The 26,855-nt window shown below is 68.6% G+C and carries 26 protein-coding genes, 1 tRNA gene and 1 pseudogene; 11 read left to right on the forward strand and 17 right to left on the reverse strand.

What is annotated here, in order from left to right:
- Positions 1-23 precede the first annotated feature (23 nt).
- From ABJK40_RS10095 to ABJK40_RS10105, 3 genes are read right to left on the reverse strand one after another with little or no spacing between them, the layout of a single operon-like run.
- The gene (locus ABJK40_RS10095; protein ID WP_348479077.1) at positions 24-2,183 is read right to left on the reverse strand and encodes a hydantoinase/oxoprolinase family protein; all 2,160 of its coding nucleotides are present in this window, start codon (positions 2,181-2,183) and stop codon (positions 24-26) included.
- The gene (locus tag ABJK40_RS10100; protein ID WP_348479078.1) at positions 2,180-2,662 is read right to left on the reverse strand and encodes a cupin domain-containing protein; all 483 of its coding nucleotides are present in this window, start codon (positions 2,660-2,662) and stop codon (positions 2,180-2,182) included. The genes ABJK40_RS10095 and ABJK40_RS10100 overlap by 4 nt, the downstream gene beginning before the upstream one ends.
- Complete coding sequence (locus ABJK40_RS10105) at positions 2,659-3,168, reverse strand: VOC family protein (RefSeq protein WP_348479079.1); 510 nt, start codon at positions 3,166-3,168, stop codon at positions 2,659-2,661. The genes ABJK40_RS10100 and ABJK40_RS10105 overlap by 4 nt, the downstream gene beginning before the upstream one ends.
- A gap of 245 nt (positions 3,169-3,413) precedes the next feature.
- Here ABJK40_RS10105 and ABJK40_RS10110 point away from each other — a divergent pair, with 245 nt between their 5' ends.
- Entirely contained in the window at positions 3,414-3,938 is a 525-nt protein-coding gene (locus ABJK40_RS10110) for a VOC family protein (protein WP_348479080.1), read from the forward strand.
- A 30-nt stretch (positions 3,939-3,968) separates the two neighbouring features.
- Here ABJK40_RS10110 and ABJK40_RS10115 read toward each other — a convergent pair whose 3' ends face one another.
- Together ABJK40_RS10115 and ABJK40_RS10120 are read right to left on the reverse strand one after the other, a co-directional pair.
- Positions 3,969-4,835 carry a ribokinase gene (locus tag ABJK40_RS10115; RefSeq protein WP_348479081.1) on the reverse strand — a complete coding sequence of 289 codons (867 nt, stop codon included), beginning with the start codon at positions 4,833-4,835 and terminating at the stop codon, positions 3,969-3,971.
- 28 nt (positions 4,836-4,863) lie between these two features.
- Complete coding sequence (locus ABJK40_RS10120; RefSeq protein ID WP_348479082.1) at positions 4,864-5,613, reverse strand: FCD domain-containing protein; 750 nt, start codon at positions 5,611-5,613, stop codon at positions 4,864-4,866.
- A 169-nt stretch (positions 5,614-5,782) separates the two neighbouring features.
- Between ABJK40_RS10120 and ABJK40_RS10125 the strand changes: the two genes are divergently transcribed.
- The 3 genes from ABJK40_RS10125 to ABJK40_RS10135 are packed head-to-tail and all read left to right on the forward strand — an operon-like array spanning position 5,783 to position 7,501.
- Positions 5,783-6,283 (forward strand): VOC family protein, encoded by a 501-nt coding sequence (locus ABJK40_RS10125; RefSeq protein WP_348479083.1) that lies wholly within the window; start codon positions 5,783-5,785, stop codon positions 6,281-6,283.
- A 7-nt stretch (positions 6,284-6,290) separates the two neighbouring features.
- On the forward strand, positions 6,291-6,737 hold the full coding sequence (locus tag ABJK40_RS10130; protein WP_348479084.1) for a nuclear transport factor 2 family protein: 447 nt from the start codon (positions 6,291-6,293) through the stop codon (positions 6,735-6,737).
- Positions 6,734-7,501, forward strand: a complete 768-nt coding sequence (locus tag ABJK40_RS10135; RefSeq protein WP_348479085.1) for an aldolase/citrate lyase family protein — start codon at positions 6,734-6,736, stop codon at positions 7,499-7,501. The genes ABJK40_RS10130 and ABJK40_RS10135 overlap by 4 nt, the downstream gene beginning before the upstream one ends.
- A gap of 41 nt (positions 7,502-7,542) precedes the next feature.
- On the opposite strand, the gene ABJK40_RS10140 is transcribed toward ABJK40_RS10135, so the two are convergent.
- The 3 genes from ABJK40_RS10140 to topA all read right to left on the reverse strand — a co-directional run bounded on the left by ABJK40_RS10140 (position 7,543) and on the right by topA (position 12,089).
- Positions 7,543-8,586 (reverse strand): hypothetical protein, encoded by a 1,044-nt coding sequence (locus ABJK40_RS10140; protein ID WP_348479086.1) that lies wholly within the window; start codon positions 8,584-8,586, stop codon positions 7,543-7,545.
- Positions 8,583-9,194, reverse strand: coding sequence for a dTMP kinase (tmk, locus tag ABJK40_RS10145; protein WP_348479087.1), 612 nt, complete (start codon positions 9,192-9,194; stop codon positions 8,583-8,585). Before tmk ends, ABJK40_RS10140 begins: the two co-directional genes overlap by 4 nt.
- A 117-nt stretch (positions 9,195-9,311) precedes the next feature.
- Positions 9,312-12,089, reverse strand: a complete 2,778-nt coding sequence (gene topA / locus ABJK40_RS10150) for a type I DNA topoisomerase (protein ID WP_348479088.1) — start codon at positions 12,087-12,089, stop codon at positions 9,312-9,314.
- 168 nt (positions 12,090-12,257) lie between these two features.
- Here topA and ABJK40_RS10155 point away from each other — a divergent pair, with 168 nt between their 5' ends.
- From ABJK40_RS10155 to ABJK40_RS10165, 3 genes are read left to right on the forward strand one after another with little or no spacing between them, the layout of a single operon-like run.
- Positions 12,258-13,961, forward strand: a complete 1,704-nt coding sequence (locus tag ABJK40_RS10155; protein ID WP_348479089.1) for a PQQ-binding-like beta-propeller repeat protein — start codon at positions 12,258-12,260, stop codon at positions 13,959-13,961.
- A gap of 59 nt (positions 13,962-14,020) precedes the next feature.
- Positions 14,021-15,085, forward strand: a complete 1,065-nt coding sequence (gene rsgA / locus ABJK40_RS10160) for a ribosome small subunit-dependent GTPase A (RefSeq protein ID WP_348479090.1) — start codon at positions 14,021-14,023, stop codon at positions 15,083-15,085.
- A complete protein-coding gene (locus ABJK40_RS10165; protein ID WP_348479091.1) occupies positions 15,085-15,627 on the forward strand; it encodes a DUF427 domain-containing protein in 543 nt (180 codons plus the stop codon). The genes rsgA and ABJK40_RS10165 overlap by 1 nt, the downstream gene beginning before the upstream one ends.
- 52 nt (positions 15,628-15,679) lie before the next feature.
- On the opposite strand, the gene ABJK40_RS10170 is transcribed toward ABJK40_RS10165, so the two are convergent.
- The 8 genes from ABJK40_RS10170 to ABJK40_RS10205 form a co-directional block, all read right to left on the reverse strand.
- Positions 15,680-16,075: a DUF952 domain-containing protein gene (locus ABJK40_RS10170; RefSeq protein WP_348479092.1), complete on the reverse strand. Its 396-nt coding sequence runs from the start codon at positions 16,073-16,075 to the stop codon at positions 15,680-15,682.
- Positions 16,076-16,154: 79 nt separating this feature from the next.
- Positions 16,155-17,669 carry a cryptochrome/photolyase family protein gene (locus tag ABJK40_RS10175; protein ID WP_348479093.1) on the reverse strand — a complete coding sequence of 505 codons (1,515 nt, stop codon included), beginning with the start codon at positions 17,667-17,669 and terminating at the stop codon, positions 16,155-16,157.
- A 108-nt stretch (positions 17,670-17,777) separates the two neighbouring features.
- Positions 17,778-18,179 carry a TadE/TadG family type IV pilus assembly protein gene (locus tag ABJK40_RS10180; RefSeq protein WP_348479094.1) on the reverse strand — a complete coding sequence of 134 codons (402 nt, stop codon included), beginning with the start codon at positions 18,177-18,179 and terminating at the stop codon, positions 17,778-17,780.
- 1 nt (position 18,180) lies between these two features.
- Positions 18,181-18,462, reverse strand: a complete 282-nt coding sequence (locus ABJK40_RS10185) for a hypothetical protein (protein ID WP_348479095.1) — start codon at positions 18,460-18,462, stop codon at positions 18,181-18,183.
- Positions 18,463-18,562: 100 nt separating this feature from the next.
- Complete coding sequence (locus ABJK40_RS10190; RefSeq protein WP_348479096.1) at positions 18,563-19,288, reverse strand: type II secretion system F family protein; 726 nt, start codon at positions 19,286-19,288, stop codon at positions 18,563-18,565.
- A complete protein-coding gene (locus ABJK40_RS10195) occupies positions 19,285-20,049 on the reverse strand; it encodes a type II secretion system F family protein (RefSeq protein WP_348479097.1) in 765 nt (254 codons plus the stop codon). Before ABJK40_RS10195 ends, ABJK40_RS10190 begins: the two co-directional genes overlap by 4 nt.
- Complete coding sequence (locus ABJK40_RS10200) at positions 20,046-21,203, reverse strand: ATPase, T2SS/T4P/T4SS family (RefSeq protein ID WP_348479098.1); 1,158 nt, start codon at positions 21,201-21,203, stop codon at positions 20,046-20,048. Before ABJK40_RS10200 ends, ABJK40_RS10195 begins: the two co-directional genes overlap by 4 nt.
- The gene (locus ABJK40_RS10205; protein ID WP_348479099.1) at positions 21,200-21,874 is read right to left on the reverse strand and encodes a hypothetical protein; all 675 of its coding nucleotides are present in this window, start codon (positions 21,872-21,874) and stop codon (positions 21,200-21,202) included. The genes ABJK40_RS10200 and ABJK40_RS10205 overlap by 4 nt, the downstream gene beginning before the upstream one ends.
- A gap of 193 nt (positions 21,875-22,067) precedes the next feature.
- On the opposite strand from ABJK40_RS10205, the gene ABJK40_RS10210 reads away from it, so the two are divergent.
- Positions 22,068-22,161, forward strand: a tRNA-Sec gene (locus ABJK40_RS10210).
- A gap of 110 nt (positions 22,162-22,271) precedes the next feature.
- On the opposite strand, the gene ABJK40_RS10215 is transcribed toward ABJK40_RS10210, so the two are convergent.
- Positions 22,272-22,673, reverse strand: coding sequence for a hypothetical protein (locus tag ABJK40_RS10215; protein ID WP_348479100.1), 402 nt, complete (start codon positions 22,671-22,673; stop codon positions 22,272-22,274).
- Positions 22,674-22,880: 207 nt separating this feature from the next.
- Here ABJK40_RS10215 and ABJK40_RS10220 point away from each other — a divergent pair.
- The 3 genes and pseudogenes from ABJK40_RS10220 to ABJK40_RS10230 all read left to right on the forward strand — a co-directional run.
- A pseudogene (locus ABJK40_RS10220) lies at positions 22,881-23,483 on the forward strand (TMEM165/GDT1 family protein); the annotation flags it as partial.
- 97 nt (positions 23,484-23,580) lie between these two features.
- Positions 23,581-24,912: an acyl-CoA dehydrogenase family protein gene (locus ABJK40_RS10225; RefSeq protein ID WP_348479101.1), complete on the forward strand. Its 1,332-nt coding sequence runs from the start codon at positions 23,581-23,583 to the stop codon at positions 24,910-24,912.
- Between the two features lie 33 nt (positions 24,913-24,945).
- Positions 24,946-26,808: a hypothetical protein gene (locus tag ABJK40_RS10230; protein ID WP_348479102.1), complete on the forward strand. Its 1,863-nt coding sequence runs from the start codon at positions 24,946-24,948 to the stop codon at positions 26,806-26,808.
- Positions 26,809-26,855 lie beyond the last annotated feature (47 nt).

Here is a 26,855-nt window from a genome sequence, read left to right on the forward strand (position 1 = left end):
CGGTGTCTGACACCGTGTGGTTGTCATTCGGTGTCTGACACCGTGTGGTTCGGCACCGCGTGGTTGCGGGTGGCGATCAGGCTGCCGTCGGGGCCGACCTCGACGTTCCAGCCGGGTCGGATGACGGCGGTGGTCTCACGCTCTTCCACGACGCAGGGTCCGGAGAACGTGGCGCCTCCACCGAGTTGTGTGCGCTTGTACACGGGTGCGTCGATCGGCTCCATGCCACGTCCGAAGACCATCGCACGATGCGAGACCGGCTCGGCACCGGCACCGGACGGAACCGGCTCGGGTGCCACCCGCTCGGCGTCGGAGGACACCGAGAGTCGCCACGTGACGATCTCGATCGGGACGTCGGGGATGGCGAGTCCGAAGATCCGCTTGTACTCCGTTTCGAACGCGCCGAGAACTCCGGCGTCGTCGACGGGCCAGATCGCGTCCTCGCCGGGCTCGGACTGCCCGACCCACACGGTCACCTCGTTGCCCTGGCCGACGTAGCGGCAGTCGAGTCCGTAGCGAAAGCGCACGGCGTCGGCAGCCGAACCGGCGGCTGCGAGCACCCGCCGGCCCTCGTTGCGGAGGTCGTCGAGCAGCGCGTCGCGCTCGGCGGGATCGATGGCGTGGAGGCGACGGGGCATCGATCGTGCGAGATCGATCCGCACGGGCGACACGAGCGTGCCGAACGCGGACAGTACGCTGGCGTTGACGGGGAAGATCACCGTGTCGGACTCGAGAAGTTCGGCCACGCCGCAGGCGTGGACCGGGCCGGCCCCACCGAAGGCGATCATCGACACGCCGCGCAGGTCGACGCCCTGCTCGACCGCGTGCATCCGCGCCGCGGCGGCCATGTTCTGGTTGACGATCTCGTGGATGCCCGCGGCGACTTCGACGGGGTTCAGACCGAGCTGGTCACCGATCGTGGCGGCTGCGGCGGTGGCCGCGTCGCCGTCGAGGGGCATGTCGCCACCGAGGAACGCGGCCGGGTCGAGCAGACCGAGGACGACGTCGGCGTCGGTGACCGCCGGGACGGTCCCTCCCCGTCCGTAGGACGCCGGGCCCGGTTCGGCGCCAGCGGATTCGGGGCCGACCTTGAGCAGGCCGAACTGGTCCACCCACGACAGTGAGCCGCCACCTGCGCCGATCTCGACGAGGTCGATCGACGGCACGGACACGGGGAATCCCGAACCCTTCTTGAACCGGTAGGCGCGGGCGACCTCGAAGACGTTGGTCAGTTCGGGCTCCCCACCATCGATCAGGCAGGCCTTGGCGGTGGTGCCTCCCATGTCGAAGCACAGCAGGCGGTCGATTCCGAGGCGTTCGGCGAACCACGTTCCAGCGAGCGCTCCCGCAGCCGGGCCGCTCTCCACGAGACGGATCGGGACCCGTGCGGCGTCGTCGGCCGAGACCACACCACCGTTCGAGAGCATCATCAGGACGGACCCGCCGAAGCCTTCGCCCGAGAGCCACTTCTGGAGTTCGTCGAGGTACGGCCCGATGACCGGCATGGTGGCGGCGTTGCACGCCGTGGTGACCATGCGCGGGTACTCGCGGATCTGAGGTGACACGTCGGCCGAGATGCACACCGGCACACCCAGCTCGCGTTCGAGGAAGGCGGCGAGCGTGCGTTCGTTGCTCGAGTCGACGTAGGAGTTGAGCAGGCAGATACCCACCGACTCCACCTCCAGCGCTCGGAGTTCGTCGGCCACCGCCTGCATGGCGGCGTCGCTGGGAACGAGCAGGACCTCGCCGCTCGCCGCCGTGCGTTCCTCGATCTCGATCGTGCGGTCACGCGGAATCGGCGGCGCCGGGAACTCGATCTGCAGGTCGTACATGTCGTACCGGTGCTCGTCGCGGATCAGGAGCGTGTCGCCGAATCCCGCGGTGGTCACCAGGCCGGCCCGGCCGGTCTTGCCCTCGATCAACGCATTGGTGATGAGCGTCGTTGCGTGGACGATCGGAGCGATGACGTCGCTCGGACGCAGGTTCGCACGGGCGAGGAGCTGGCCGACGCCGGTCCGGACGCCGTCGAGGGGATTCTGCGGGGTCGTCAACGTCTTGTCGACGACCACGTCACCCGATGCGGCATCGAGCAGGACCACGTCGGTGAACGTGCCTCCGATGTCGACGGCGAGGCGCCAGTCGGCCGTGGTCGATGGCTCGCGGGTGGGGGTCGGGTCGCTCACGATGCTGCTCCGTTCGTCGAGGCTCCAGGGGTGGGGGGTTCGCCGTCGGCGTCGCCCAGTCGGGTCACGATCGGTTCGGCGGTCGCGCTCCTCAGGTCGTCGCGCGGCGGGCTGAACACGTCGAGGATCCAGCACTCGTCGAGTTCGTCGTCGCCGACGAAGACCGAGTCGCCGTGCCACACCTGTCGGGGTGCGAGGTAGATCCCTCCGGCGCTGAGCACCGTCCGTGCGTCGTCGTCGACGTCGCCGATCCGGAAGTCGAGGGCGCCACGCATGATGATGCCGAGTTGCTCGTGGTCCTCGTGCTGGTGCATGTACGAGCCGGTGGCTCCGCCGTCGATCCGCCAGAAGCACAGCTGCAACCGCTCGCCGGTGATGACCCGCCGTCGGAATCCGGGGCGGGTGGTCTCCTCGAACGCCGCATCGTCGAAGAAGTGGCAGTACTGGTCGGAGAAGGCGTGGATGTCGATGCCGGTCACGAGTTGTCGCCCTTCGGCTCGGGTGCGACGTGGGTGGTCGAGCGGCGATCGGCACCGAAGGTCTCGATGGTCGCTTCGAGATCGAGGGGACGCACCACGGCTTCGTGTTCGTCGGCTCCCCAGAGTTCGGAGGGCGTCAGCCACATCACCTCGAACTCCAAGCCGTCGGGATCGATCGCGTAGAGGCTCTTGTTCACGCCGTGGTCCGATGCGCCCTTGAGTGCACCCGCCTCGCTGAGCCGGCGCCGCTGCTCACGGAGGTCGGACAGGGTCGCCACCTCCCAGGCGAGGTGATACATGCCGACCTGGTTGCGCCCGGCAGTCGTGTCACCCGCCTGTTCGCCGATCGTGAAGCAGGCGAGATCGTGGTGGTTCGCTGATCTCGGTGCACGGAGGAACACGAACGAACCGTCGGGGTCCGCAGCGACGGTCTCGAAGTCGAGCACGGTCTCGTAGAACGACTGATGCCGGCGGGCGTCGCGGACGTACAGCACGGCGTGATTCATCCCGGTGATCATTCGGTTGGCCCCCTGGCGTTCGAACCGGAGCGACGGCGGCTTCGGTCTGTTGGTCAGACCATAACGCCAACACGTCCCGCGCGACAACGTGATCGTGACGAAGCGCACCGGCGAGGACACTCTCCGGGGTGGATCCCGTTGTCTGGCGACCGCGTCGGCACTGTTACGGTCAGACCAACAGACCGACGACGAGCGCGCCGATGCGCGCCCGTCGCCTGCGACAAGGAGCATCCATGACCTATCCCAACGCCCTCGTGTTCGTCGATTTCCCGGTGACCGACGTCGACGCGGCCAACACCTTCTATTCCGAGGTCTTCGGCTGGGAGGTGGAGGAACGCATCCCCGGCGTGTTCCACCGCATCGTTCCCGGTCAGAACTTCAAGACCGACGACGGGAGCCAGGGGCCGACCGGAAATCTCCACATGGGGATCTCCAACGTCGCCAACATGCGCCCGCACCCGGACGCCGAACCGCCGGCGCCGCACGAGGTCGGACCGGGACGCGGCACCCGGGCCTGGATCCTCGTCAGCGACGACGATTCCTTCGACGGCATCCTCGATCGGGCGGCGGCACGCGGCGGCGAGGTCCTCTTCCGCGACCACTTCTGGACCGAGTTCGGCGGTGCGAGTGCGTCGTTCCTCGACCCGTGGGGGAACCAACTCATGCTGTGGAGCCACCCCGAGGGGGCGGAGCAGGACGAAGAGACCCATCAACTGATCGGCGACTGGCAGTTGCCCGAGGGGTGGACCATCGAGTGACGGGGGAGCGCGGACCGGATCGCCGTGCCCTCATCCACCGCTGAGGCGGCGCACCTCGTCGAATCGGGGCTGCGACGGGACAGCTCCCGCACGGGTGGTCGCCAGCGCCCCGGCCGCAGACGCGTATCGCAGAGCGGTGGCCATGTCGTCGCCGGCGGCGATCCGACTCGCCAGCGCACCGCAGAACGCATCGCCGGCTCCGGTCGTGTCGACGGGAACGACGTCGAACGGATCGATGTGGAGGGTCGTGTCGGCGTGGACGTGGTCGGCCCCCCGTGACCCCAGCGTGATCACGAGGTGTTCCACCCGAGAAGCGACACGATCGCGGCCTCCGAGCAGATCGACCTCGTGTTCGTTCGGCACGAGGACGTCGCACAGATCGAGCAGTGCGTCGGTCAAGGCGACGGCAGGCGCCGGGTTGAGCATCGTCGTGGACCCGTCGTGGCGGGCGCGTGCGAACGCGCCGACCACGCCGGCGACCGTGGTCTCGAGTTGAGCGAGCACGACGCGACCGGTCGGCAGATCGGATGCGACGGACCCGGCATTCGCTCCGGCCACGACGATGATCGAGTTCTCACCACGGTCGTCGACGGTGATCAGCGCACGACCGGTGGGCGCGTCGTCGAGGGTCCCGAGCCAGCGGTCGTCGATGCCCTCGCCGCGTACGATCGATCGGAGGTCGTCGCCGGCCGAGTCGGCGCCGACGTTGCCCACCAGCGCCACCGATGCGCCCGAACGAGCGGCGGCGACCGCCTGGTTCAGACCCTTCCCTCCTGCGTACTCGGCGTACTCGGACCCGCTGATCGTCTCGCCACCGTCGGGCCGGCGAGGAGCGCGGACCACCAGATCGAGGTTCAGGCTGCCGACCACGACCACGTCGAAGTCGAAGTCGCTCATCCAATCGCCCGGGCGCTCGTCGGAATCATCAGACCAGGCGGTCGATCAGGCTCCGCTCGACCGCCTGCAGGTGGGCGATGCCCTCCGACACGGCCACGACCGTGTCGCCCGCAGCCACGGCAGCGGCCAGACGATGGTGCTGGGCGGCCGCGTCGCTCACGATCCTGCCGACCTCGTCGCGGTTGGCCTCGTCGCCGAGGAGGGAACGCAAGCCGTCGGACTTGAACAGACGCGCCATGACCTTGGCGTACACCTCGACGAGGAGCGGGTTGCCGCACGCCGTCGACAGCGCGGTGTGGAACTCGCGATCCAGTTCCCGGAACGACGCGAGCGACATGTCGGCCGTGAAGCGTTCGGCCAGTTCCGAGATCTCGGCGCGTTCGGCGTCGCTGGCGCGGATCGCGGCCAGTTCGATCATCGGCACCTCGAGCAGTCGACGGGTCTCGAACAGTTGCTCGACGAACTGCTTGCGATCGTCGACGGCGTCGAACGACACGTCGGGCAGTTGCTCGGCGACGTAGGACCGGTTCCCCCGCCGTACCACGAATCCGAGCGACAACAATCCCTGCATCGCCTCGCGGACCGATGTGCGCGCCACGCCGAACTGCTCGGACAGCGATCGTTCCGACGGCACCTGGGCTCCGGGTTCGAGAGCGCCCGACGAGATCCGCTCGAGGAGCCGATCACGGATCTGAGCGCTCAGGGTCTCACGCGTGACGGGAGCGAAGTGGACGCCCGAATCCTGCGCGTGTTCGGCGGTGGTCGTTGCGCCGCTCACGGAGTTCGCGCGCCCACGACGGTGGAGAACGGACGAGTCGGTCTGACCATCCGACCGACTGTAGTCCGTCGCGTCATCTCGGCGTGGGCCTTGCGTCGTGGTGGATGACAGGTGCCGAGCGGTGCGAACGCAGTGGTCAGACCATCAGACCTTTGATACTGTGGCCGTCATGAGTGACACCATCGAGGACACCGCCGACCAGTCGGCGACGCACGAACTCCGGCCCACCTCCTCGAGATGGACCCACATCGCGCTGCGGGTGAAGGACATCGACGCGACGATCGCGTTCTACCAGCGCTACACCGATCTCGAACTGCTCGACAAGCGACAGGACGACGACGGTTTCGGCGCCTGGCTCGGCCACTCCGACCAGAAGGAGTTCCCATTCATCCTGGTGCTCGCCCAGTTCTTCCCGGACAAGGACCCGTTCGCACCGGCACCGCTCGCCAAGATGGCGCCGTTCAACCACTTCGGGATCGAACTCCCGACCAAGGAAGCCGTCGACGACATCGCGGCGCGAGCCGAGGCCGCCGGTTGCCTGGCGATGCCCGCTCGGACGATGCCCGACCCGATCGGCTACATCTGCATGCTCGAGGACCCGGACGGCAACCTCGTCGAGTTCTCCTACGACCAGGGCGTCTACGAGACCGTCCGCGCCAAGTGGGGCTGATCGCTCCGTGACCGATCACCGTGACGACCTCGATGTCGCGCTCGCCTACGTGGCCGCACTCGGAGGCGACGACCCGGCGGCGGTGGTCGATCTGGTGAGTGACGGCTTCCGCAACGAGCACCATGCCGAGTTGGGTTCGGGGTGCGTGGGGCGTGACGAGTACGCCCGTCGACTTCCCGGCTTCTTCGCCACGTTCGCGAACCGCCACTACGACGTGGTCGAGACCTCCGTCGGCATCCTCGTGGAGAGCGAACCGGACCACGACGGGGGCGACCCCGGCCCGGGCTCGGAGGTGATCGTGCGGTACCGCTTCGGTGCCGACGTCGACAGAACCCGGATCGACATCCCGGGGGTCATGTGGATCAGCGTGCGTGGTGGCCGCGTGTCGCGGCGCCTCGACTGTTGGGACTCGCTGACCTTCCACCGCCAGACCGGAACGGCACCCACGCTGTGAGCAGCGGCGCCGCACCCGTCCGACTCCGTCGCTGCTGGGAGGAGAACCGCACCGCCTTCGGCCTGTGGATCTCGACCGATGCACCGTCGTCGGCCGAGGCGCTGTGTGATGTCGACTTCGACTACGTCGTGATCGACCTCCAACACGGCTTGGTGGAGGTGGCGGGAGCGATCTCGATGATGCGCGCCATGCAGCGGACCGATGCCACGGTGCTGTGCCGTGTGCCCACGAACGAGCCGGGCATCATCGGCCGGGTCCTCGACGCCGGCGCGCACGGGGTGATCGTGCCGATGGTCGACGACGCAGATCTCGCCCGGGCGTGCGTCGCTGCTGCCAAGTACGCGCCGGCGGGAGGGCGCAGCTACGGCCCCACGAGGGCACGCATGGTCGGGACGTCGACCGATGTCGCCGCGGTCAACGACGCGACGATCGTGATCCCGATGATCGAGACCGCCGAGGCGGTGCGCAACGTCGAGTCGATCGCCACCGTGCCCGGCGTCGACGCGCTCTACGTCGGCCCGTCCGACCTGAGCATCACGATCGGCCTCGCGCCGGGCAACGACCAGACCGACGAGCGGTTCACTCACGCACTGTCCGCCGTGCGCGCCGCAGCGGAGCGTTGCGGTGTGGCGCCGGGCATCCATGCCGACCCCCAGGTCGCGGCGAAACGCGCCGCCGAGGGATTCGCGATGGTCACCGTCGTGACCGACCTGCAGGCCGTCACCGACGGCGCCCGACGGGCGCTCCACTCCGCCCGCCTCTGACACCTGCCGGGCCGGTGCCCGGTCGGCCCGAACCCCGATGCTCAGGCCGCAGGGAGCGACCAGATGAGGTGCTCGAGCAGGAGACGTTCGTTCGGGTTGCGTTCCAGTGCGTCGAGGGCCGCATGGATCGACCGGACCGCACCGACCGCAGCGTCGACCTCGACCGCGCCGGCCGTCAGCGCGTCGCGATAGGTCGCGGCCATCGTGGCCAGTCCGGCTCGGATCTCGTCGGTTCGGTGCCGGCGGAGTTCGCGCTTGTGGCGCTCCTCCAACTGCTTCTTCCCGCTGCCTCGTTCGCCGGACTCCTTGATCCGCGCCGTGAGTTCGTCGACCTCGGCGGCGTGACGGGCGGCCAGCGGCTCGGCGGCGGCGTCGATCATCGCGAGGAGTTCGCGAGCCAGGCCCATGGCCATCGCGCCCGACCCGTCGACCGACGTGGACACCGCGAGGAACGCCTTGCGTCGTTCGGCGAGACCCGGATCGGTGGCGAGCAGCCGGGCACGGTCGAGGTCGCCGAGCGCGGCCTTGGACGCCGCTTGGGCCTCGACGGGACCGACGCCTTCGGTCAGCAGTCGGGCCGCGATCACGCCGTCCGCGATCGCTCGGAAGTCGATACGTGCACAGCGCGAGGAGATGGTGATCAACTCGTGCGGGACGAAGTCGGCGCAGATGACGAACATGGTCGAGGGCGGCGGCTCCTCGATGGTCTTGAGCATCAGCGCCGCACCCTCGGGCCGCAGCAGGTGGAATTCGTCGAGGATCAGCACCTTGCGGTTGCTCTCGGTCGGCGCGAGCGAGGACACGCGCACGATCTCGCGCGCTTGTTCCGCCGAGATCGACGCCCCGCTCCGGCGGACCTCGCGGACGTCGGGGTGCTCACCCGACAGTGCGAGGCGGGCGTCGCGCTGCGCGGGATCGTCGCCGCCGCTGATCACCCGAGCGGCGAACGCCCGTGCGGCCTGCCACTTGGTGGAACCAGGCGGGCCGACGAACAGGTAGGCGTGGACCGGGCCGCTGTCGGCCGCTGCCTTCAACCGTTCGATCGCCGTGGTCTGACCGACGACGTCGTCCCAGACCGAACTCACGACGAGACGTCCCGTCGGTCGAGTGCGTCCTGGATCTGCTTCGCCACGTCGGCGATCGAGCCGACCGCAGCCACGGTGATCCAGCGGTCGGGGTCGGCGGCGGCCATGGCACGGAACCCGTCGATCACACGTCGATGGAAGGCGTCGCCGGCGGCCTCGAACCGGTCCAGGTTGCGCCGTGACATGCGTTCGGCGATCACGTCGTCGGGCGTGTCGATGAACACCACCACCTCGGGCCACAGGCCGTCGGTCGCCCACTCGTTGATCCGTCGCACCTCGTCGACGACCAGCTGGCGGCCGTAGCCCTGGTAGGCGAGCGTCGAGTAGACCGACCGGTCGCTGACGACGGTCCGGCCGGCGTCGAGCGCGGGTCGCACGATCTCGGCCATGTGCTGCGCCCGATCGGCGGCGGTGATCAGCGCCTCGGATCGCGCCGACAGGTTCTCGATCGAGGTGTCGTGGAGGATCCCGCGCAGCCTGGCGCCGATGTCGGTCCCACCCGTCTCCCGGGTGAGCACGGCGCCGACCGATTCGGCGTAGTGGGCCGCCTGGGTCGACTTGCCGCAGCCTTCGGCTCCCTCGAACGCGATGTACCTGGCCGACGTCACGCTCACGAGGCTAGTGAGGATCGAGCGAGCCAGGTCCCACCACCTCGGTCATCCAGAACTTGTGCATCCGAGCAAGCTGAGCGAGTTCCGATCGACAAATTTCGCCTGAGTGCGGGATCAGTCCTCGTTGAGGTCGGTGATCTCGACCGCAGGCTTCTCGGTGACGGCAGCCGTCTTCTTCGTCGCCGTCTTCTTCGCAGCGGTCTTCTTGGCTGCGGTGGTCTTCGTGGCGGTTTTCTTGGTGGCCGACTTCTTCCTGGAGGCGGCCTTCTTCTTGGTCGCCTTGGCCTTCTTGGCACCGGCGCCACCCTTGGCGATGATCGTCTCACGTCGGATCGCCAGCAGCTCGAACGCTCGCTCGGGCGTGATCTCCTCCAACCGGTCGCCCTTGCCGAGCGACGCGTTGGTCTCGCCGTCGGTGATGTAGATGCCGAACCGGCCTTCCTTGGCCACGACCGGCCGCTCGCTCACGGGGTCGTCGGCGAACTCGCGTAGCGGCTTGGCGGGTTGGCGTCCGCCGCGCTTGTACACCTTGGGCTCGCTGAAGATCTTCGCGGCTTCGTCGAGGGTGATCGCGAAGATCTGCTCCTCGGAATCGATGTTCCGGTAGTCCTTGTCCTTGCGGACGTAGGGCCCGTACCGACCGTTGTCGGCATGGATCTCCACCCCGTCGGCCGGGTCGTCACCGACGTGGCGGGGGAGCGACAGCAACTTCTCGGCGTCGGCCATGGTGATCGTCTCGAAGACCATGCTCGAGAGCAGGCTCGACATCTTCGGCTTCTCCATGCCGGGAGGCAGGTTGTCGTGGTCACCCCACTGCACGTAGGGGCCGTAGCGGCCGTTCTTCGCGTAGACCGGCAAGCCGTCGAGTTCGCCGATCGGTTCGTCGCCCTTGGGTGCAGCGAGCAACTCGATGGCCTTCTCGACCGTGAGCTCGTCGGGTGCGAGGTTGTCGGGGAGTCCTGCCGTGTCCTCCCCACGCTTGACGTAGGGGCCGTAGCGGCCGGGCTTGACGACGATCAGTTCGCCGTTCTCGTCGTTGCCCAACGGGAACGTGTTGATCTCCGCAGCGTCGATGTGGTCGAGGTTCTCCTCCACCAGACGCTTGAGACCGACGAGCGCATCGTCGGCGTCGCCGCCCGCCTCGGCGGTGATCGCCGGGATGTCCTGGTCGTCGGTCTTGCCGAAGTAGAAGCGCGTCAGCCAGTCGGCCTTCTGGCGTTCACCACGGGAGATCTCGTCGAGGTCCTCCTCGGTGGATGCGGTGAAGTCGTAGTCGACGAGCGCTTCGAAGTGCTCCTCGAGCAGCCGGATCACGGCGAAGGCGGTCCACGTGGGAACCAGCGCCTGGCCCTTCTTCCACACGTACCCGCGGTCCTGCACGGTCTGGATGATCGACGCCCACGTCGACGGACGCCCGATCCGCAGTTCCTCCAACTTCTTCACGAGCGACGCCTCGGTGTAACGCGCCGGTGGAGAGGTGGCGTGGCCGACCGGCGTGATCGACTCGGTCGGCACGACGTCGCCGACGGTCAGCGGCGGCAGCAGCGCTTCGGAGTCGGCGGCATCGTCGCCACGCTCCTCCTTGGACGCGACGTACACGGCGCGGTACCCGGGGAACGTGATCGTGGTGCCCGACGCTGCGAACTCGCACTCGACGATCTCGCCGGTCGTGCGGTCGGTCGCGGGCGCCGTCATCCGCACGCTGACGGTGACGCCGGTGGCGTCGGCCATCTGCGATGCGAGCGTCCGTTGCCAGATCATCCGGTACAGCGCGAGTTCCTGGCTGTTCAATTCGGTCGACAGCGAGTCGGGCGATCGGAACGGCGTGGTCGGACGGATCGCCTCGTGGGCGTCCTGGCCCTTCGACTTCTTCTTGTACTGCTTCGGCGCCGCGTTCAGATAGTTCGCGCCGTACTCGCTGGTGATCGCGCTGCGCACGGCGTTCATCGCTTCGTCGGACAGGATGACGTCGTCGGTACGCATGTAGGTGATGAAGCCGCGTTCGTACAGACCCTGCGCGACGCGCATCACCTGCGATGCCGACAACCGCAACTTGCGGCCGCCTTCCTGTTGCAGCGTCGAGGTCATGAACGGTGCCTTCGGCGACGACCGGTACGGCTTCTCCTCCACCGACGACACCGTGAAGGTGGAGCCGTCGAGGCTGTCGGCCAGCCCGCGTGCCCGCGCTTCGTCCAGCACCGTGACGTTCTGTCTGGCGACACCTCGCTCGTCGAAGTCCTTGCCCGATGCGACGCGGTCACCGGCGACCGACAGCAGCTTCGCGTCGAACGACGGGCTGCTCGCCGTGACGACGTCGATGTCCCAGTAGTCGGCGGTGACGTAGGCGATGCGTTCGCGTTCGCGCTGCACGATCAGACGCACCGTCGGAGATTGCACGCGCCCTGCCGACAGGCCGCGGTTGACGCGGCGCCACAGGACGGGGCTGACCTCGTACCCGTAGAGACGGTCGAGGATGCGGCGGGTCTCGGCGGCGTCGACCATGCCGTAGTCGATCCCGCGCGGGTTCGCCACGGCGTGGTCGATCGCGGTCTTGGTGATCTCGTGGAACACCATCCGCTTCACCGGGACCTTCGGCTTCAGGTACTCCAGCAGGTGCCACGAGATGGCTTCACCTTCGCGATCCTCGTCCGTCGCGAGATAGAGCTCGGAGGCGTCCTTCAGTGCTGCCTTGAGTTCCTTGATGACCGTCTTGCCTCGCTCGGTCAGCTCGTAGGTCGGCTTGAAACCGTTCTCGGTGTCGATGTTGAGACCTTTGGAAGGCAGGTCCGACACGTGACCCACCGATGCGCGCACGTCGTAGTCGCTGCCGAGCAACTTGGTGAGTGTTTTCGCCTTGGCGGGTGACTCGACGACGACGAGGGGCTTTGACATCGGGGACTTTCGCTGTGTGATCGCGGGACGTTCGGCGAGTTGGTCGCGACGCAACTCTCGGGCAGTGTGCCTGTCGGGCGGTGGATTCCGCACGCGTCGGCGCGCTGGACGTCGAGGCCCGAGCGGGTCGCGACGACGCGTCGACCCGTCTTGCGTAGGGTCGCGGCGGTGACGCCGAACGACGAGATCTGGCGACCGGACGACGCAGCTGCGACGCCGGTCGCGCCGATCGGCGATCGTCGCGAGGTTCGGTCGATCTCACCGGCCGACGAGTCGACGCCCAGTCCGTGGAGCGCCGGGTCCGGCGCGACGTTCTCGCCCACGGTGGCTCCGAGGCTCGATGTGGCCGACTCGGAGGTCGTCGCACGCACCGTCCCGGCGGTGTCGGGTGTCGAGTCGCCGGTGCGGCACGTGACGGTCGACGGCGAGGTCGTCGCGTTCGCGAGACGACCGAACCGACGCCGGATCGCCGTGGCCGCGATGGTCGCCGCTGTCGCCGCTGTCGTCGCTGTGTTGGTCGTGGTCCGTGCGGTCCGACCCGACGGGCTCGACGGCGACGTCACGACGGGTCTCTCGGACGAGTGGATCTATCCGAACTTCGACGGCGTGGGCGACGTGGTGGTGGCGTCGGGTGCACTGGTGGATCCGCTCGTCGACGAACCGTTCGCAGGTGCCGACCGTCGTCGTCTCCCGGCTCGACTCGACGAACGGTGGAGCACCGAGGTGGTCGACGTCGACGTGCCCAGCGGGACCGATCTGACGGTGCTCGACGACGGGTCGGTGATCGGCGTGTTCGACGACCGATCGGTCGACGCGGGCGAGATGGCGTCGGTGGTGGTCGCGCTCGACACCGACGACGGGTCGGAGCTCTGGCGATCGAGGTTCGAGTCGTCGGCACGAGATCTCACCGTCGTCGCGGCGTTCGACGGCGTCGTCGTGATGCAACGTCGCTCGTCCACCGAGCAGTCCCTGCTCGGTCTGGCCGCAGCGACCGGCGATGTGCTGTGGGCCGACGAGACCGACGGTTCGGTGTCCCACTCGGTCGTGCCCGGAACGTCGCTCGTCGCACGTGATTCGAGTGCGGACTTCCCGCCGCTGGGTTTCATCGACCCGGTGACGGGAGCCGAGGTCGGCCGTCCCGACGGCCGACCGTTCGCCGTCGACTCCCGCGGCGCGATGTTCTTCCGCAACGGCCGTGACGTGTCACGCCTGGACCTCCGGGACGGGTGGAGCCCGCCGGTCCCGGTCGGTGAACTGCCGGTCGACGGACCGGCGGTCGAGGATGCTCCGGCGAGCGTCGTCGACGGACGCCTCGTCGTGATCGTCGACGGCGATCTGCACGTCCGTGGCGACGACGGAACGCCACGCCGCGCGGAGATCGTCGGCGCCGACCCCGGTGACGGTCCGGTGGCATTCACGGAGTTGGTGCCGATCGGCGACGACGCCGTCGTCCTGCTCGGAGGCGGCGACGCATTCGGAGCGGACCTGCTGGACGACGGTGACGTCGACATCCGGTGGCGCGCATCCGGCACACCGATCTCGTTCCGATCGACCGACCGGGGGGCGACGATCGTCATGGCCACGGAGGGCGGCGGCGAGCAGCGGGTGATCGACGGGTCGACCGGGCAGGAGATCACGTCGGTCGACATGGTGCCCGGAGCGATCGACACCCTCCAGTTGGTCGGGAACGGTGTGGTCGTCAAGCGGTCGGCCACGGTCGGGACCGAGCGGGTCGGGCTCGACCTCGACGGCGACCAACTGTGGACGCTGGTGGGAGACGGCCCGCTCTCCGTCGGGCGTGGCGTCGTGGCCACGTACGCCGAGCGCGACGGGGGACTGGTCGTCACGGCCTACGGCGACGTCGTCGTCTGACACTCGCCACCGAAACCGGTCGGCGGCTGCTCGTCCACCGGGGGTACCGTCGTCGACAGATGACGGAGGAACGAGCAACGTTGCAGCGCCTCGGGTGGTCCGACGCGTTCGACGAGGCGTGGACCGCGCTCGACCGACCGGGCGCACCGGCCCGGGTGACGCGCCTCGACCGCGGATGGTCGACGGCGGCACGCACGCTGACACAGGCGACGGGTGACGACGAACCGGTGCGGCTGCGCAACATCGGTGCCGACGTGGCCGTGGGCGACTGGATCGTGCCGAGCGAGGACGGTGAACGCGTCGAACACGTCCTGGACCGCACGTCCGGCTTCACGCGGCGGGCGTCGTTCGACGGGATGCGAGCGGTGTCGCACACGCTCGCGGCGAACATCGACGTCGTGTTCCTCGTCCACGCCCTGGGTTCTCCGCCGAGCCCGCGCCGTCTCGAGCGAGAGCTCGTGTTGGCGTTCGACTCGGGCGCCGACCCGGTCGTCGTGCTGACCAAGACCGACCTGGTCGCCGACCCCGAGCCGATGCGCGCTGCGCTCGCTGCCGTTGCGCTCGGCGTGCCGGTCCTGTTGGCGAGCGGCATCACCGGGGACGGGATCGACGCGATCCGCGACTACGCCGTCGGGAACCGCACGCTGGCGTTCCTCGGGGCCTCGGGGGTCGGCAAGTCCACACTCGTGAACGGACTCGTGGGCAATCAGTTGCTCGCCACGTCGGCGGTGCGCGAGGGCGACCAGCGGGGGCGTCACACCACGGTCGCCGCCGAACTCGTCCCGATGCTCGGCGAGGGGTGGCTGATCGACACGCCGGGCGTGCGGGCGGTCTCGCTGTGGTTGTCGGGCAACGGGATCGAGCGGGCGTTCGCCGACGTGTTCGATCTGGTCGACGGGTGTCGGTTCCGCGACTGCAAGCACGACCGGGAACCGGGGTGCGCGGTGCAGCGGGCGATCGCCGACGGTGAACTCGACCCCGTGAGGCTCACCGCGCTCGAAGCGTTGATCGTCGAGGAGGAAGCGTTGGAGAAGGAACAGAAGGCGCGCGAGAAGGCCGCAGATCGACGGTCGAAGGACCAGCGCCGCCCCGAGGCGGCCGAGTACGACGGGATGAGGGACTGATGGGCCTCGGAGCGAAGCGCGGCGAGAAGGAGTTGGCGGCGGCCGGCGGTCGCGGGGCGACGGCGCAGAACGGGAAGCCGGTCGAGTCGGTGTGGGACTTCCCGCGGCCCCCGTCGGTCGAGCGCGTCGACTGGCGCATCCGGGTCGTCCATCGGGGCGAGACGATCGTCGACGCCCCACACGCCGTGCGGGTGCTGGAGACGAGCCAGGCGCCGGCGTACTACGTCGCAGCGGAGTTCGTCGCGCTTGACCGGCTCGCGCCCGCGGCGCGCACGTCGGGCTGCGAATGGAAGGGCGCGGCGAGCTACGCCGACGTGGTCGTGGACGGGTCCACCGCCCGCGAATCCTGCTGGACCTACCCGCAGCCCACACCGGCGTTCGAACCGATCCGGGACCACTGGGCGTTCTACGCACAGGCGCTCGACGAGTGCTGGGTCGACGACGAGCGCGTCGACCCGAACGACGGCAGCTTCTACGGCGGCTGGATCACGAACAACGTCACCGGCCCCTACAAGGGCGCCGTCGGCACGATGTTCTGGTGAGTTGGTCTTTCTGGTTCTGAATGGATCGGACCGACTGGGGCCGGGTGCGTTCTCAGAGGGCGTCCAGGGACCAGCCTGCGCCCGTCTCGTCGATCGTGCGGAGCCAGAAGGTCGCCGCAACCACGGCGGCGATGGGCAGCGGGCCGTAGAGGTGCGGGAAGAGTTCGTCGCCGGCGGGCGTCGGCGGCTCCCACTCGATCCTCGAGCCGACCTTCGTCGGGTCCACCGTGAGGAGCACGAGCTGATCCACGTCGGCGTAGAACCGGTTCGCCGTCGCTTCGACCTGCGCACGGGTCGAGAGGTGGATGAAGCCGACCTCGTCGAGGGTCGTGCCACGGGTCGACATCGTGTACTCGCCCGACTGGAACGCGGCGGCCCAGTCGTCGGGCATCGCAGCGTGGAAGAGAGGCTGGTCGGGGTTCGCGGAGGCGTCGGTCGGTTGGCTCACCTCGAGAGCTTGCCGGACAACCCGACGGGCGGCACGCCGGAGCCCGGCAGCGGTCCTCGAACGGAGGCGGACGACCGGACTACAACTCGCCGGCGTCGAGCATGCGCCGCACCTCGACGGCCCGCTCGCGCACCGCAGGGAGATCGGACAGCCGTTCCGATGCGCGGACCTGGCGTGCGATCCGTGGGTTCTTCACGAGGCGATCGTGGTGGCGGGCGAGGAAGTCCCAGTAGAGGGTGGTGAACGGGCACGCGTCGTCGCCCGTCCGCTTCTTGCGGTCGAAGCGGCACCCCGCGCAGTAGTCGCTCATCTTGTCGATGTAGTTGCCGCCGGCCGCGTACGGCTTGGTCGCCATCCGGCCTCCATCGGCCCACTGGCTCATGCCGATCACATTCGGCAACATCACCCACTCGGCGCCGTCGACGAAGCTCGACCACATCCAGTCGGTCAGGGCCCACGGGTCGACGCCGTGCAGCATCGACAGGTTGCCGAGCACCATGAGGCGCTGGATGTGATGGTTGTAGGCCTTGTCATGCAGCGTCGAGATGCACGTGCCGACACAGTTCATCTCCGTGCTCGCCGCGCCGGTGAACGCCGGCGGGATCGGCCGGTCGGCGCTGAGCACGTTGGCGGAGCGGTAGTCCGGCATCCACAGCCAGTAGACGCCCCACACGTACTCGCGCCAGCCGATCACCTGGCGGATGAATCCTTCCGCCGAGTTGATCGCCACACCGCCACGGTCGTACGCGTCCTGCACGGCGTCGCACACCTCGCCCGGAAGCAGCAGACCGATGTTCATGTACGGCGAGAGCACCGAGTGAGCGAGATGCCACGACCGCTCGACCATCGCGTCCTCGTGCGGCCCGAACTGCGGGAGGACGTCGTCGACGAAGTGGCGCAACCGGCTCAACGCAGCGCGCCGCGACGTCGCCCACGTGCCGTCGGGTTCGGCACCCCACAGTTCGCCGCCGTGGTCGCTCGCCGCCGCTTCGAGGTCGGCCATCACCTCCCGGTCGATGTCGTCGAGCTGCGAGGTCTGCGGGTCGGCCCACGGATCGGCGTCACCCTTCGGGGGCGGTTCGCGGTTCTCGTCGTCGAAGTTCCAACGGCCACCCGTCGGCTCACCGTCGGGCTCCATCAGATAGCCGAGACGCGTGCGCTGGTGGCGGTAGAAGTCCTCCATCTTGAAGCTCTTCCGGCTGTTCGCCCAGGCGGCGAATTCGTCGTAGTGGCACAGGAACTGGTTCGACCGGACGACCTCGACGTCGAGGTCGCGCAGCATCTCGAGGCCGTCCCAACTCGCGGGCTCGGTGGCGCGCACGACGTCGGGTTCGAACTCGTCCACGTGCTCGTGGAAGCCTGCGCGCAACGACGACGCCCGTCGGTGGTCCACCTCGAAGCCGGCCTCGGCGAGTTCGGCGGCGAAACGGCGCATCGAGGCGATGACGAAGTGGGCCCGTTGGCGATGCCACCGTTTCGACGTGGTCTTCGCGGTCGACTCGATCAGCAGGATCCGATCGGTCGTCCTGTCGGCGTCGGCCAGGGCCCCGATCTGTCGGTTCAGTTGGTCACCCAGCACCCAGATCGTTCGCACGGCTCGATGCTGCCCCACGCCCGGCGATCTGCAAACTCCTGCGACCGATCGCGGGAATCCGGGCGAGGAAGCCCCCGGGAACGCTCGAAGAGGACGTGGGGGCTCGACTCACGGTGGCTCGATGGCCATGGTCGCGGTCGCAGTGTGGGTGACCGGGCCGATGGCGGCACCGATGATGGCGATGTCGGTCGGGTCCACGTAGGTGACGGTGACCGATACGGCGTTGCCGTCGGAGGAGACCGTCACCTCCATCGGAAGTGCGACCGCGCGCCGTGCCGCCGCCGATGCCGAACCTGCCGAGTCGGCGGACACGGCTGCGGCACGAGCTCCTTCGCGAGCCGCCAGTTCGACGGCGATCTCGTGGCGGATCGACACGCCGACCTGAGCGATGGCGAGCATCGCGACCACGATCAACGGCAGCGCGACGGCGAACTCGACGGCTGCCTGTCCCGCGTCGTCACTCGAGCGGTGTCGTTCGGCCGGCCGGTCGGCGCGTCGATCCCGGGTCACGTCAGACCTTGTCGATCACGGAGTCGATGACGCTGTTGAACAGTCGGCTGACCCTGGCCGCACCGCCTCCCGCAGTCGCCCACGCGATCACCAGCAGTGCGACGAGTGCGGCAGCGAGCAGCACGAGTGCGTACTCGGTGGTGGCCTGGCCCCGGTCGGCACTCAGTGCGCTGTGCCGGTCGGCGATGACGTGGGCGACGGCATCGGCGAGACGGTGTCGGACGGCATCGCCGGCCTGGTGGACGGAGATGGCGAGCATCAGGATGGGAGTGGAGTCGAGCATGGTGGTTCCTTCGATGAAGTCACGACGGAGTGGGTTCCGCCGACGGGTCGGGGACGAAGTGTCGAGTCGGGCCGGTGACGGCCGAGGAGGTGCGGCGCCGTCAGAAGCCGGTCGTGTCGATCGACGACAGTGCGCCGAGCACGGCCGGCACGATCGCGATCAGGACGAACGACGGCAGCGTGCAGATCACGAGTGGGAACGACATGCGGATGGGCAGCTTGCGCGCCTGCTCTTCGGCGTGGCGCGCACGGCGTTCGCGGACGTCGACCGAGAGCTGTTCGAGTGCATCGCCGATCGGCGTGCCATATCGCTCCGACATGGTGAGCGTGTCGGCCACGACGTTCGCAGCTGACCCCACGAACTCGGGGAGCGCTCGCAGCGAGTCGGCGAGGGTGGCGCCGCGTGCGCGACGACGGTCGACTTCGACGAAGGCCGGCCGGATCGGCAGCGGTGCGCATTCGGTCAACATCGACACCGCTTGGTGCGGGGTCATGCCCGCCCTCACGACGAGGATCAGCATCTCGATGGCGTCGGGGAGCGCCGCCTCGATCGCCGCTCGTCGGCGGCGCTGCCGGCTGATGCGGACCACCCGGGGCCACACGACGAGGCCGATGCCCGCTGCCATGGTGACCGCCGACCCGAGAACGATCGCCGAGGCGACGGCGCCGAACGCGAGCGAGAGCGTCCGTCGATGTCGCCACGCCGACGACGCACGACGTCGCCGCGCCCGCCCTGCGACGCTGCCGGGAGACCGAGTTCCCGGCCGTCCGGCGCTGGCGAGGATCATCAGGACCGCGAACGACGACAGCGCGGCGGCGGTCATCATCGGCCGGCCGTTCGGCTGCCGACGATGTGGTTCATCCACACGGCACCGAGTGCGTTGAGCGTGAGCCCGAACGTCACGACGACGCCGCCCGTCGCCGAGGTGATCACCCCGCGCACGCCGTCGTCGGTGAGCAACAGCAGTGCCAGCACGGCCAGCGGCACCGAGGTGAGCACCTTGGCCGACATCTGGGCCTGGGCGCTCTGTGCGCCGCGTTCGAGGTCGTCCGATGCCCGCTGCCGCATGGTCACGGCGAACCGATCGAGAGGTGCGGCGGCCGCTCCGCCCAGTGACCCCGCAGCCGCGAGGACGGCGGACATGGTCACGAGGAGTTCGATGCGCTGGCCCGTCGGTCTCCCCCTGCCCGTCGCCGCCGCAGCGAGGTCGATCGACCATTCGTCGCACGCCTCGGCGACGGTCGATCCCCGCTCGAGCCAGTGACGGAGGGATGCAGAGCGACGCTCGACGACCGCATCGGTCGGAACGGTGTTGGTGAGTGCGGCGCGCAACGTCGACCCGTGGCGAAGTGCGCGAGCGAGATCGTCGGCCCACGCGGACAGCGCGACCGGCTGCACCACATGAGCTCGCCGCCGCAACCTCCTGGCGAGACGACGTCGCCGATCGGCCCATCGATCGACCGCGGGCTCGGACGTCGTGAGACGACGTGCGCTCGGATTCGGTGGTCGCGTCGATCGGCCGAGGAGCGTCGGCGCGACGACCAGGGCGACAGCCAGCGCAGCGAGCGACGCCGCGAGCAGCGTCATCGCCGGGTCCGCCGGAGTGAGGAGTGGACGACGAACCCGTTCGGTTCGGACTCGCCGAGCGTTCGCATCCGTGGCACCGTCGAGGACGCATGGGGGTCCGGGGGCACGACCTCGGAGATCGACGAGATGCGGCGCCGGCCGTCGACGCGATCGACGTGCACGACGACGTCGATCGACCGGGCCAGTTGCTGGCGCACGGCGTCGAGCGGCCACTGGGGTGCGGCCTGGAGCACCAGCGACTCGAGGCGGAGCAGTGCATCGAGCGGTCCGTTCGCATGACAGGTCGAGAACGATCCGTCGTGGCCGGTGTTCATCGCCTGCACGAGAGCCAGGCACTCGTCGGAGCGGACCTCGCCGACCACGAGACGGTCGGGTCGCAGCCGCAGCGCGGTCCGCACGAGGTCGCCGAGCGTGACCGCGGACAGACCCTCGGATGTGGCGGCGCGTGCCTCCAACCGGACCTGGTGAGCGGCCCGACACGGCAACTCGGCCGTGTCCTCGAGGACGATCAGGCGGTCGGCCTGGTCGATGCAGTCGATCATCGACGCCAGGAGGGAGGTCTTGCCGGAGGATGTCGAACCACTCACGATCACGTTGCAGCGCGCCGCCACGATCTCGTGGAGCAGGTGTTCGCCTGCCGCGTCGGTGAAGTCGGAGAGTGGGCGGACCTCGGATGCGAAGCGACGGATCGACAGCGCGGCTCCGCCCATCGCCACGGGCGCGACCACGGCACACACCCGCGACCCGTCGGCGAGTCGTGCGTCGACGATCGGGGTGGTGCGATCGACACGACGACCGATCGGAGCGAGGATCCGCTCGATCACCTGCTCGACGTTCGTGCCCGTCAGACGTCCTGCCGGCTCCACCCGCCCGTTGCGGTCGATCCACACGGCGTCGCCGTTCACCAGCACTTCGTCGACGTCGGGGTCGGTCAGGAAGGCATCGAGTTCGCCGAGCCCCGCCATCTGTGCGATCGCAGCGTCGCGCAGGGTCGTGCGTTCCGTCGCCGTGGCGAGCGGCGCGATCCGACGGACGGCACCCTCGACCAGTTCGCCCAGGTCGCCCGCCGAGTCGCGCACCGCGTCGCAGACTTCGTCGAGCAGTCGCCTGGCGGGCTCGTCGGAGATGTCGAGATCCCTCGTTGCGAGGATCATGCCGCGACCCTGCTGAGGCTGCGGTTGATCGACCGTGGGAGGCGTCGCTGGCCGAGGAGGCCGGCATCGACGGATCGGGCGACGCGGATGTCCCAGGGGATGGTGGCGATGATCGGTGCCCGGACCGACGCCTCGATGTCGCGGTGCTGCAGCGCACGGCCCGGCTCCTCGATCAACACGATGCCGGTCGGCGGGACGGCGAGTCGGGTCGCTCGACGCAGTGCCAGGTAGCACGCGCGCGTGACCAGCCAGCGGTTGGGGCACTGCTCGACGAACGACGTCGGGAGTGGTGTGGTGCCGGCGTCGACGACGATCGCGCCGCCCGTGTCGTGTGCCCACTCGGTGAACCAGTCGACGACCTCGTCCCAGCGTTCGGCGGGTGCGGTGGCGATGGCGGATCGCCGCGTCACCGAACCGGCCACCCCGTGGGCGGGCAACAGGACGGCATTCGGGGTGACGTCGATCAACAGGTCGTCGAGGTGTGCGCTCGGTGCTCGACTCGTGAGCCACTCGACGATTCCGGGTCGCTCGGGATCGGCGAGACCGAGCATGCCGGGGATGTCGCCTTCGAGGTCGACCAGCAGGACGGGGCCGGGGGATTCGATCGCACGCAGGCAGGCGACGAGCGTGGAGCCGCTCCCGCCCTTGGCGGCGTGACAGAGGGTGATCATGTTGCTCCCAAGTGGGACGTGCCGGTGGACCGGACGTGGACTCAGGAGGGAGTCGGCACCGGGCAACGTAGTACCACGGCGACGCGGACGCAAGGGGTGCCGTCCGGCGCGCGCCGGACGTCGCGGGCACTCCATCGGACGCACACGACTCGACGGACGCCTCGGCGTGGATAGGGTCCCTCACGCACTACCGGGAGGTGTCTGGGTACCTGGTGGGCTCCGCCGCCTTCAAAGCGGTTGGGATGGGCGATCCCCATCCGGCGGGTTCGATTCCCGTCCACCTCCGCTGATGCGTCCGCGATCGTTCGTGGACGCATCGTGAGAGTTCGTCGACCAGGGCCGCCGTACGGAGTCGTCCGCGGTGCCCGCAGGTGTTCGCGGTCGCTGGACGGAGCGACTACTCGGAGAACAAGGCGTCGAACGGTGCGAGCGGCACGAGGCCCGTGGCCTTCAGAGCGAGGTCCCCGTCGGTCGTGATCAGTGCGTCGGCTTGCAGCGTGCAGACGGCGATGTACTCGGCGTCGAAGATCGTGTCCCAGCCGTGCTCGCGAGCGATCTTCCACGCCGTGCGACGGGACACCCGGTCGCCGAGCAGTCGCATCTTGACGGCGGTGAGGCGTTCGTGCTGCTCGAGTGCGAATTTCTCGGTGATGTCACCCTGGTCCACAGCAGCCAACAGCAGGGTCATCGCCTCGGACCGGACGCGGTTCGGAGCAACGAGTCGATGAGCCGGATGCACGTCGACCGGGTGCGCGACGAGCTCGAGGAGTGTCGGCGCATCGATCACGTAGCGGGTCATCGACGCAGGATAGGTCGAGCCGAACCGGGCGTTCCCGACGTGACGCGGGCCCTGCTGCTCGGGCGCATCCGGCGGTAGGGTCGCGTTCGGCGAAGGGGAGTAGCTCGACGCTGGGAGATCGACACACTGGGTGATGAGCCCCGGTCCCCAGGCCCATCATCGTGGGTGAGCAAGACCTTCGGCCAGACATCGTCAGATGTCCGGTCGATGGTGTCCCACCTTCCTCCGGACGCAACCCGGAGGAAACCCGTGAACGCATTCCTGATCAGCTTCGGCATCATCTTCGTCGCCGAACTCGGCGACAAGAGCCAACTCATGGCGATGACGTTCGCCACTCGGTACCGAGCAACGACGATCCTCGCTGCGATCACGGTCGCCACCGCCGTCGTGCACCTGATCAGCGTCGCGGTCGGTGCGGTCGTCGGTGCGGCACTGCCCACCGACGTCATCTCGATCGTCGCAGGTGCGGCGTTCCTCGCCTTCGCCGTGTGGACCGTGCGCGGCGACGAACTCGGCGACGACGACGAAGCACGAGCAACCCGTGCCGGACGGTCGGTGTTCCTGACCGTGGCAGTGGCCTTCTTCCTCGCCGAGCTCGGCGACAAGACGATGCTCGCGACCGTCACGCTCGCCACCGACAACGGTGTGCTGGGGACGTGGATCGGTTCGACGCTCGGCATGGTCGCAGCCGACGGCCTGGCGGTGGTCGTCGGTCAGCAACTCGGCGCGCGGCTCCCCGAACGAACCGTCAAGATCGGTGCAGCGATCACGTTCGTCGTGTTCGGCGTCTACCTCATCGTCGAAGGACTGGTCTGAGCGGCACGCGGAACGAGCGACGGTCGATGTCACAGCCGACCGAACGGCCACGATGGGACCCCCCGAGGTGGCGATCACTATGTTCGGACGCATGGCAGCACTCGAATCCACCGTGGACATGTACGACCTTCGGATGTCGGAAGGCGTCCGTCCCCTCTACGAGAAGGTCAAGGCCTTCATCGCCGACGAGGTCGCTCCCATGTCGGAGAAGTTCTTCAAGCTCGGCGAGGAACGCACCGAACGCTGGTCGTACGCACCGGGCCAACTCGAACTGCTCGAAGAGGTCAAGGACAAGGCCAAGGCGAACGGCCTGTGGAACTTCTTCCTCCCCGACGCCGAGACCGGCGACGGACTGTCGAACCTCGACTACGCCTACATCGCCATCGAGTTGGGCAAGAACCCGCTCGCCTCGGAGTCGATGAACTGTGCCGCCCCGGACACGGGCAACATGGAGGTGCTGGAGCGCGTCGGCACGCCCGAGCAGAAGAAGCAGTGGCTCGAGCCGCTGCTGAACGGCGAGATCCGCTCCGCCTACGCCATGACCGAGCCCGACGTCGCATCGTCCGACGCGAAGAACGTGGCCTGCAAGGCCGAGCGCGACGGCGACGAATGGCTCATCAACGGTGAGAAGTACTACATCTCCGGAGCCGGCGATCCGCGCTGCAAGATCATGATCACCATGGTCCAGACCAGCGAGGACGGGCCCGCCCATCAGCGTCAGAGCCAGATCCTGGTCCCGATCGACACGCCCGGAGTGAAGATCCTCGGCCCGATGCACGTGTTCGGCAAGGACGACGCGCCGCACGGCCACATGCACATCCAGTTCGACAACGTGCGCGTGCCGTACGAGAACGTCCTGCTCGGTGAAGGCCGTGGCTTCGAGATCAGCCAGGTCCGTCTCGGCCCGGGCCGCATCCACCACTGCATGCGCTCGATCGGCCAGGCCGAGAAGGCGCTCCAGATGATGGTGTCCCGCGGTCACACCCGCGACGCGTTCGGCAAGCCGCTGAACAAGCTCGGCGGGAACATGGAGATGATCGCCAAGGCCCGCATCGAGATCGAGTCGATGCGGCGGATGGTGCTCACCGCTGCCAAGGCGATGGACGTCCTGGGCAACTCAGAGGCCCGCGTGTGGGTCAGTGCCGTCAAGGCGATGGTGCCGATCCGGGTCTGCGAGATCATCGACCAGGCGATCCAGATGCACGGCGCCACCGGCGTGTCGCAGTGGACGCCCCTCGCCGACATGTACGCCTCGCAGCGCACGTTGCGTCTGGCCGACGGCCCCGACGAGGTCCACTGGATGGTCGTCGGCCGCAAGGAGATCAACGACGGCGAGGACGTCGCACGCGACTACAACCCGAAGGAGACCTTCCTGGCGAGCGACAGTGCCGTCAAGGAAGGCGCCTTCACCGGTCCGGCCTGACGCCGCGTCGACGGTCGATCTCCTGGTCCGGTCATGACCCGGTCCACCACCGACCCGGCCCGGGAGATTCTCGGGTCGGCGCAACTCCACGCGGTCGACGGCGTGACCGTCGACGTCGGCGCGTCCCGTCTCACCATCGGTGCCGATCGAGATCTGGCAGGCCTCGCCACCGGGCGCTTCTCGACGCCGTCGGTGGGTGTGTCGTGGGCGCGCGATCAGTGGCCCGACCACATCGAGTTCCTCGGCTTCGCGTTCACCCAGTTCGCGTTGCCGGTCACGGCCGGTCGTGACCTGGCGTTCGACTTCGCGCCGGCGCCGGGGCTCCGGTCGCCGTCAGCGATGTTGCCGCTCGTCGCCCGCACCGGCGAGCGCGTCGTGCTGCTGGCGCCGCTCGACCACTTCCACGAGCAGATCGTCGCGGTCACCGACGACGGACTCTTCTGGGGGTGGCACGGAGACCTCGACGAGGTGCCGGCAGGGTTCTCGACCACGCTGGGCATCTACGAGTCGCGGTCGGTCACCGATGCACTGTCCAGGTGGACGTCGGACCTGGCAGTGTCCGCGGACAGGGTCAGGGACAACGTGCTCTCCACGCACCTGTCGTACTGGACCGACAACGGGGCCGCCTACTGGTACCGCACCGAACCGGGTCGCACGATCGCCGAATCGGTCGTCGACGTCATCGACGCGTTGCGCGCCGATGACGTACCCGTGCGATCGGTGGAACTCGACTCGTGGTTCTACGACCACGTCGTCGCCCGGCCGATCACCGAGATCGGGTACCCCGAGGAGGTTCCACCGACCGGGATGTTGCGGTGGGAGCCTCGAGTCGACGCATTCGGCGAGCCGGGCGGCCGACAGATCGCGGATCTCTCCCGCCGCCTCGGCCTTCCCCTCGTGTTGCACTCACGTCACATCGCTCCCGAATCTCCCTACGTCACCGACGATGGTTGGTGGATCGGGAGACATGCCGCGCATCCGCAGGATCCGGCGTTCTTCCGACGGTGGTTCGACGATGCGAAGCGGTGGGGTGCAACGGTCATCGAGCAGGACTGGATGCAGGTGTACTGGTTCGCCGTTCGCGAACTGCGTGCCGTCCCCGGACGCGCCGAGGCCTGGCAGCGTGCGCTCGACGAGCACGCCCGGGCGACCGGGGTCGACCTGGTGTGGTGCATGGCCACGCCGGGGGATCTGATGCTCGCGGCGTCGCTCGACCGTGTGATCGCCGTCCGAACCAGCGACGACTACCGGTTCAACGACGACCCTGCGTTCCTCTGGACCTGGTTCCTCGTCGTCAACCGGTTGGCCGGATGCCTCGGCCTGCCGGTCTTCAAGGACTGCTTCTTCTCCCACTCCGGCGTGGGTGACGTGCGACCCGAGAACGAGGGCGCCGCCGGCGGTGACGCGATCGACGGGGACCGCCACGCCGAACTCGAAGCAGCACTCGCGGCGCTGTCGAACGGACCGGTGGGGATCGGCGACCGGATCGGACGGACCGATCGGAACATCGTGATGCGAACCTGCGACGACGACGGTCGACTCCGGCGTCTCGACGGACCGATCGCCGCGATCGACCGGTGCCTGTTCGGTGGGCCGGGTCGCGGTGACGGCCTGATGTGGGCGACGACCACGGCGTCGAACTCGGCGGGCACGTGGACCTACGTGCTCGCGATCAACACGAGCGTCGACGAAGAGTTCGTCCAGGACGTGTTCGACCTGGACGGCGAGTCGACCGTGTACGACTGGCGACGACGTACGAGCCGTGTGCTCGCGACGATCGACCTCGGCCTCGACGCGAAGGACTGGGCGTTGTTCGTCGTCAGTCCGCCGGAGCGACCGGCTGCGGATTCGGTCGGGGACCCGGATCGCTACGTCGTCGTCGAATCCGCCACGTAGACCGCCGTCGCCGTCCGGTCCCGCTGGCGTCGGTTCGCGGTCGCGTG

Source organism: Ilumatobacter sp. (assembly GCF_039969435.1).
GTDB lineage: Bacteria > Actinomycetota > Acidimicrobiia > Acidimicrobiales > Ilumatobacteraceae > Ilumatobacter_A.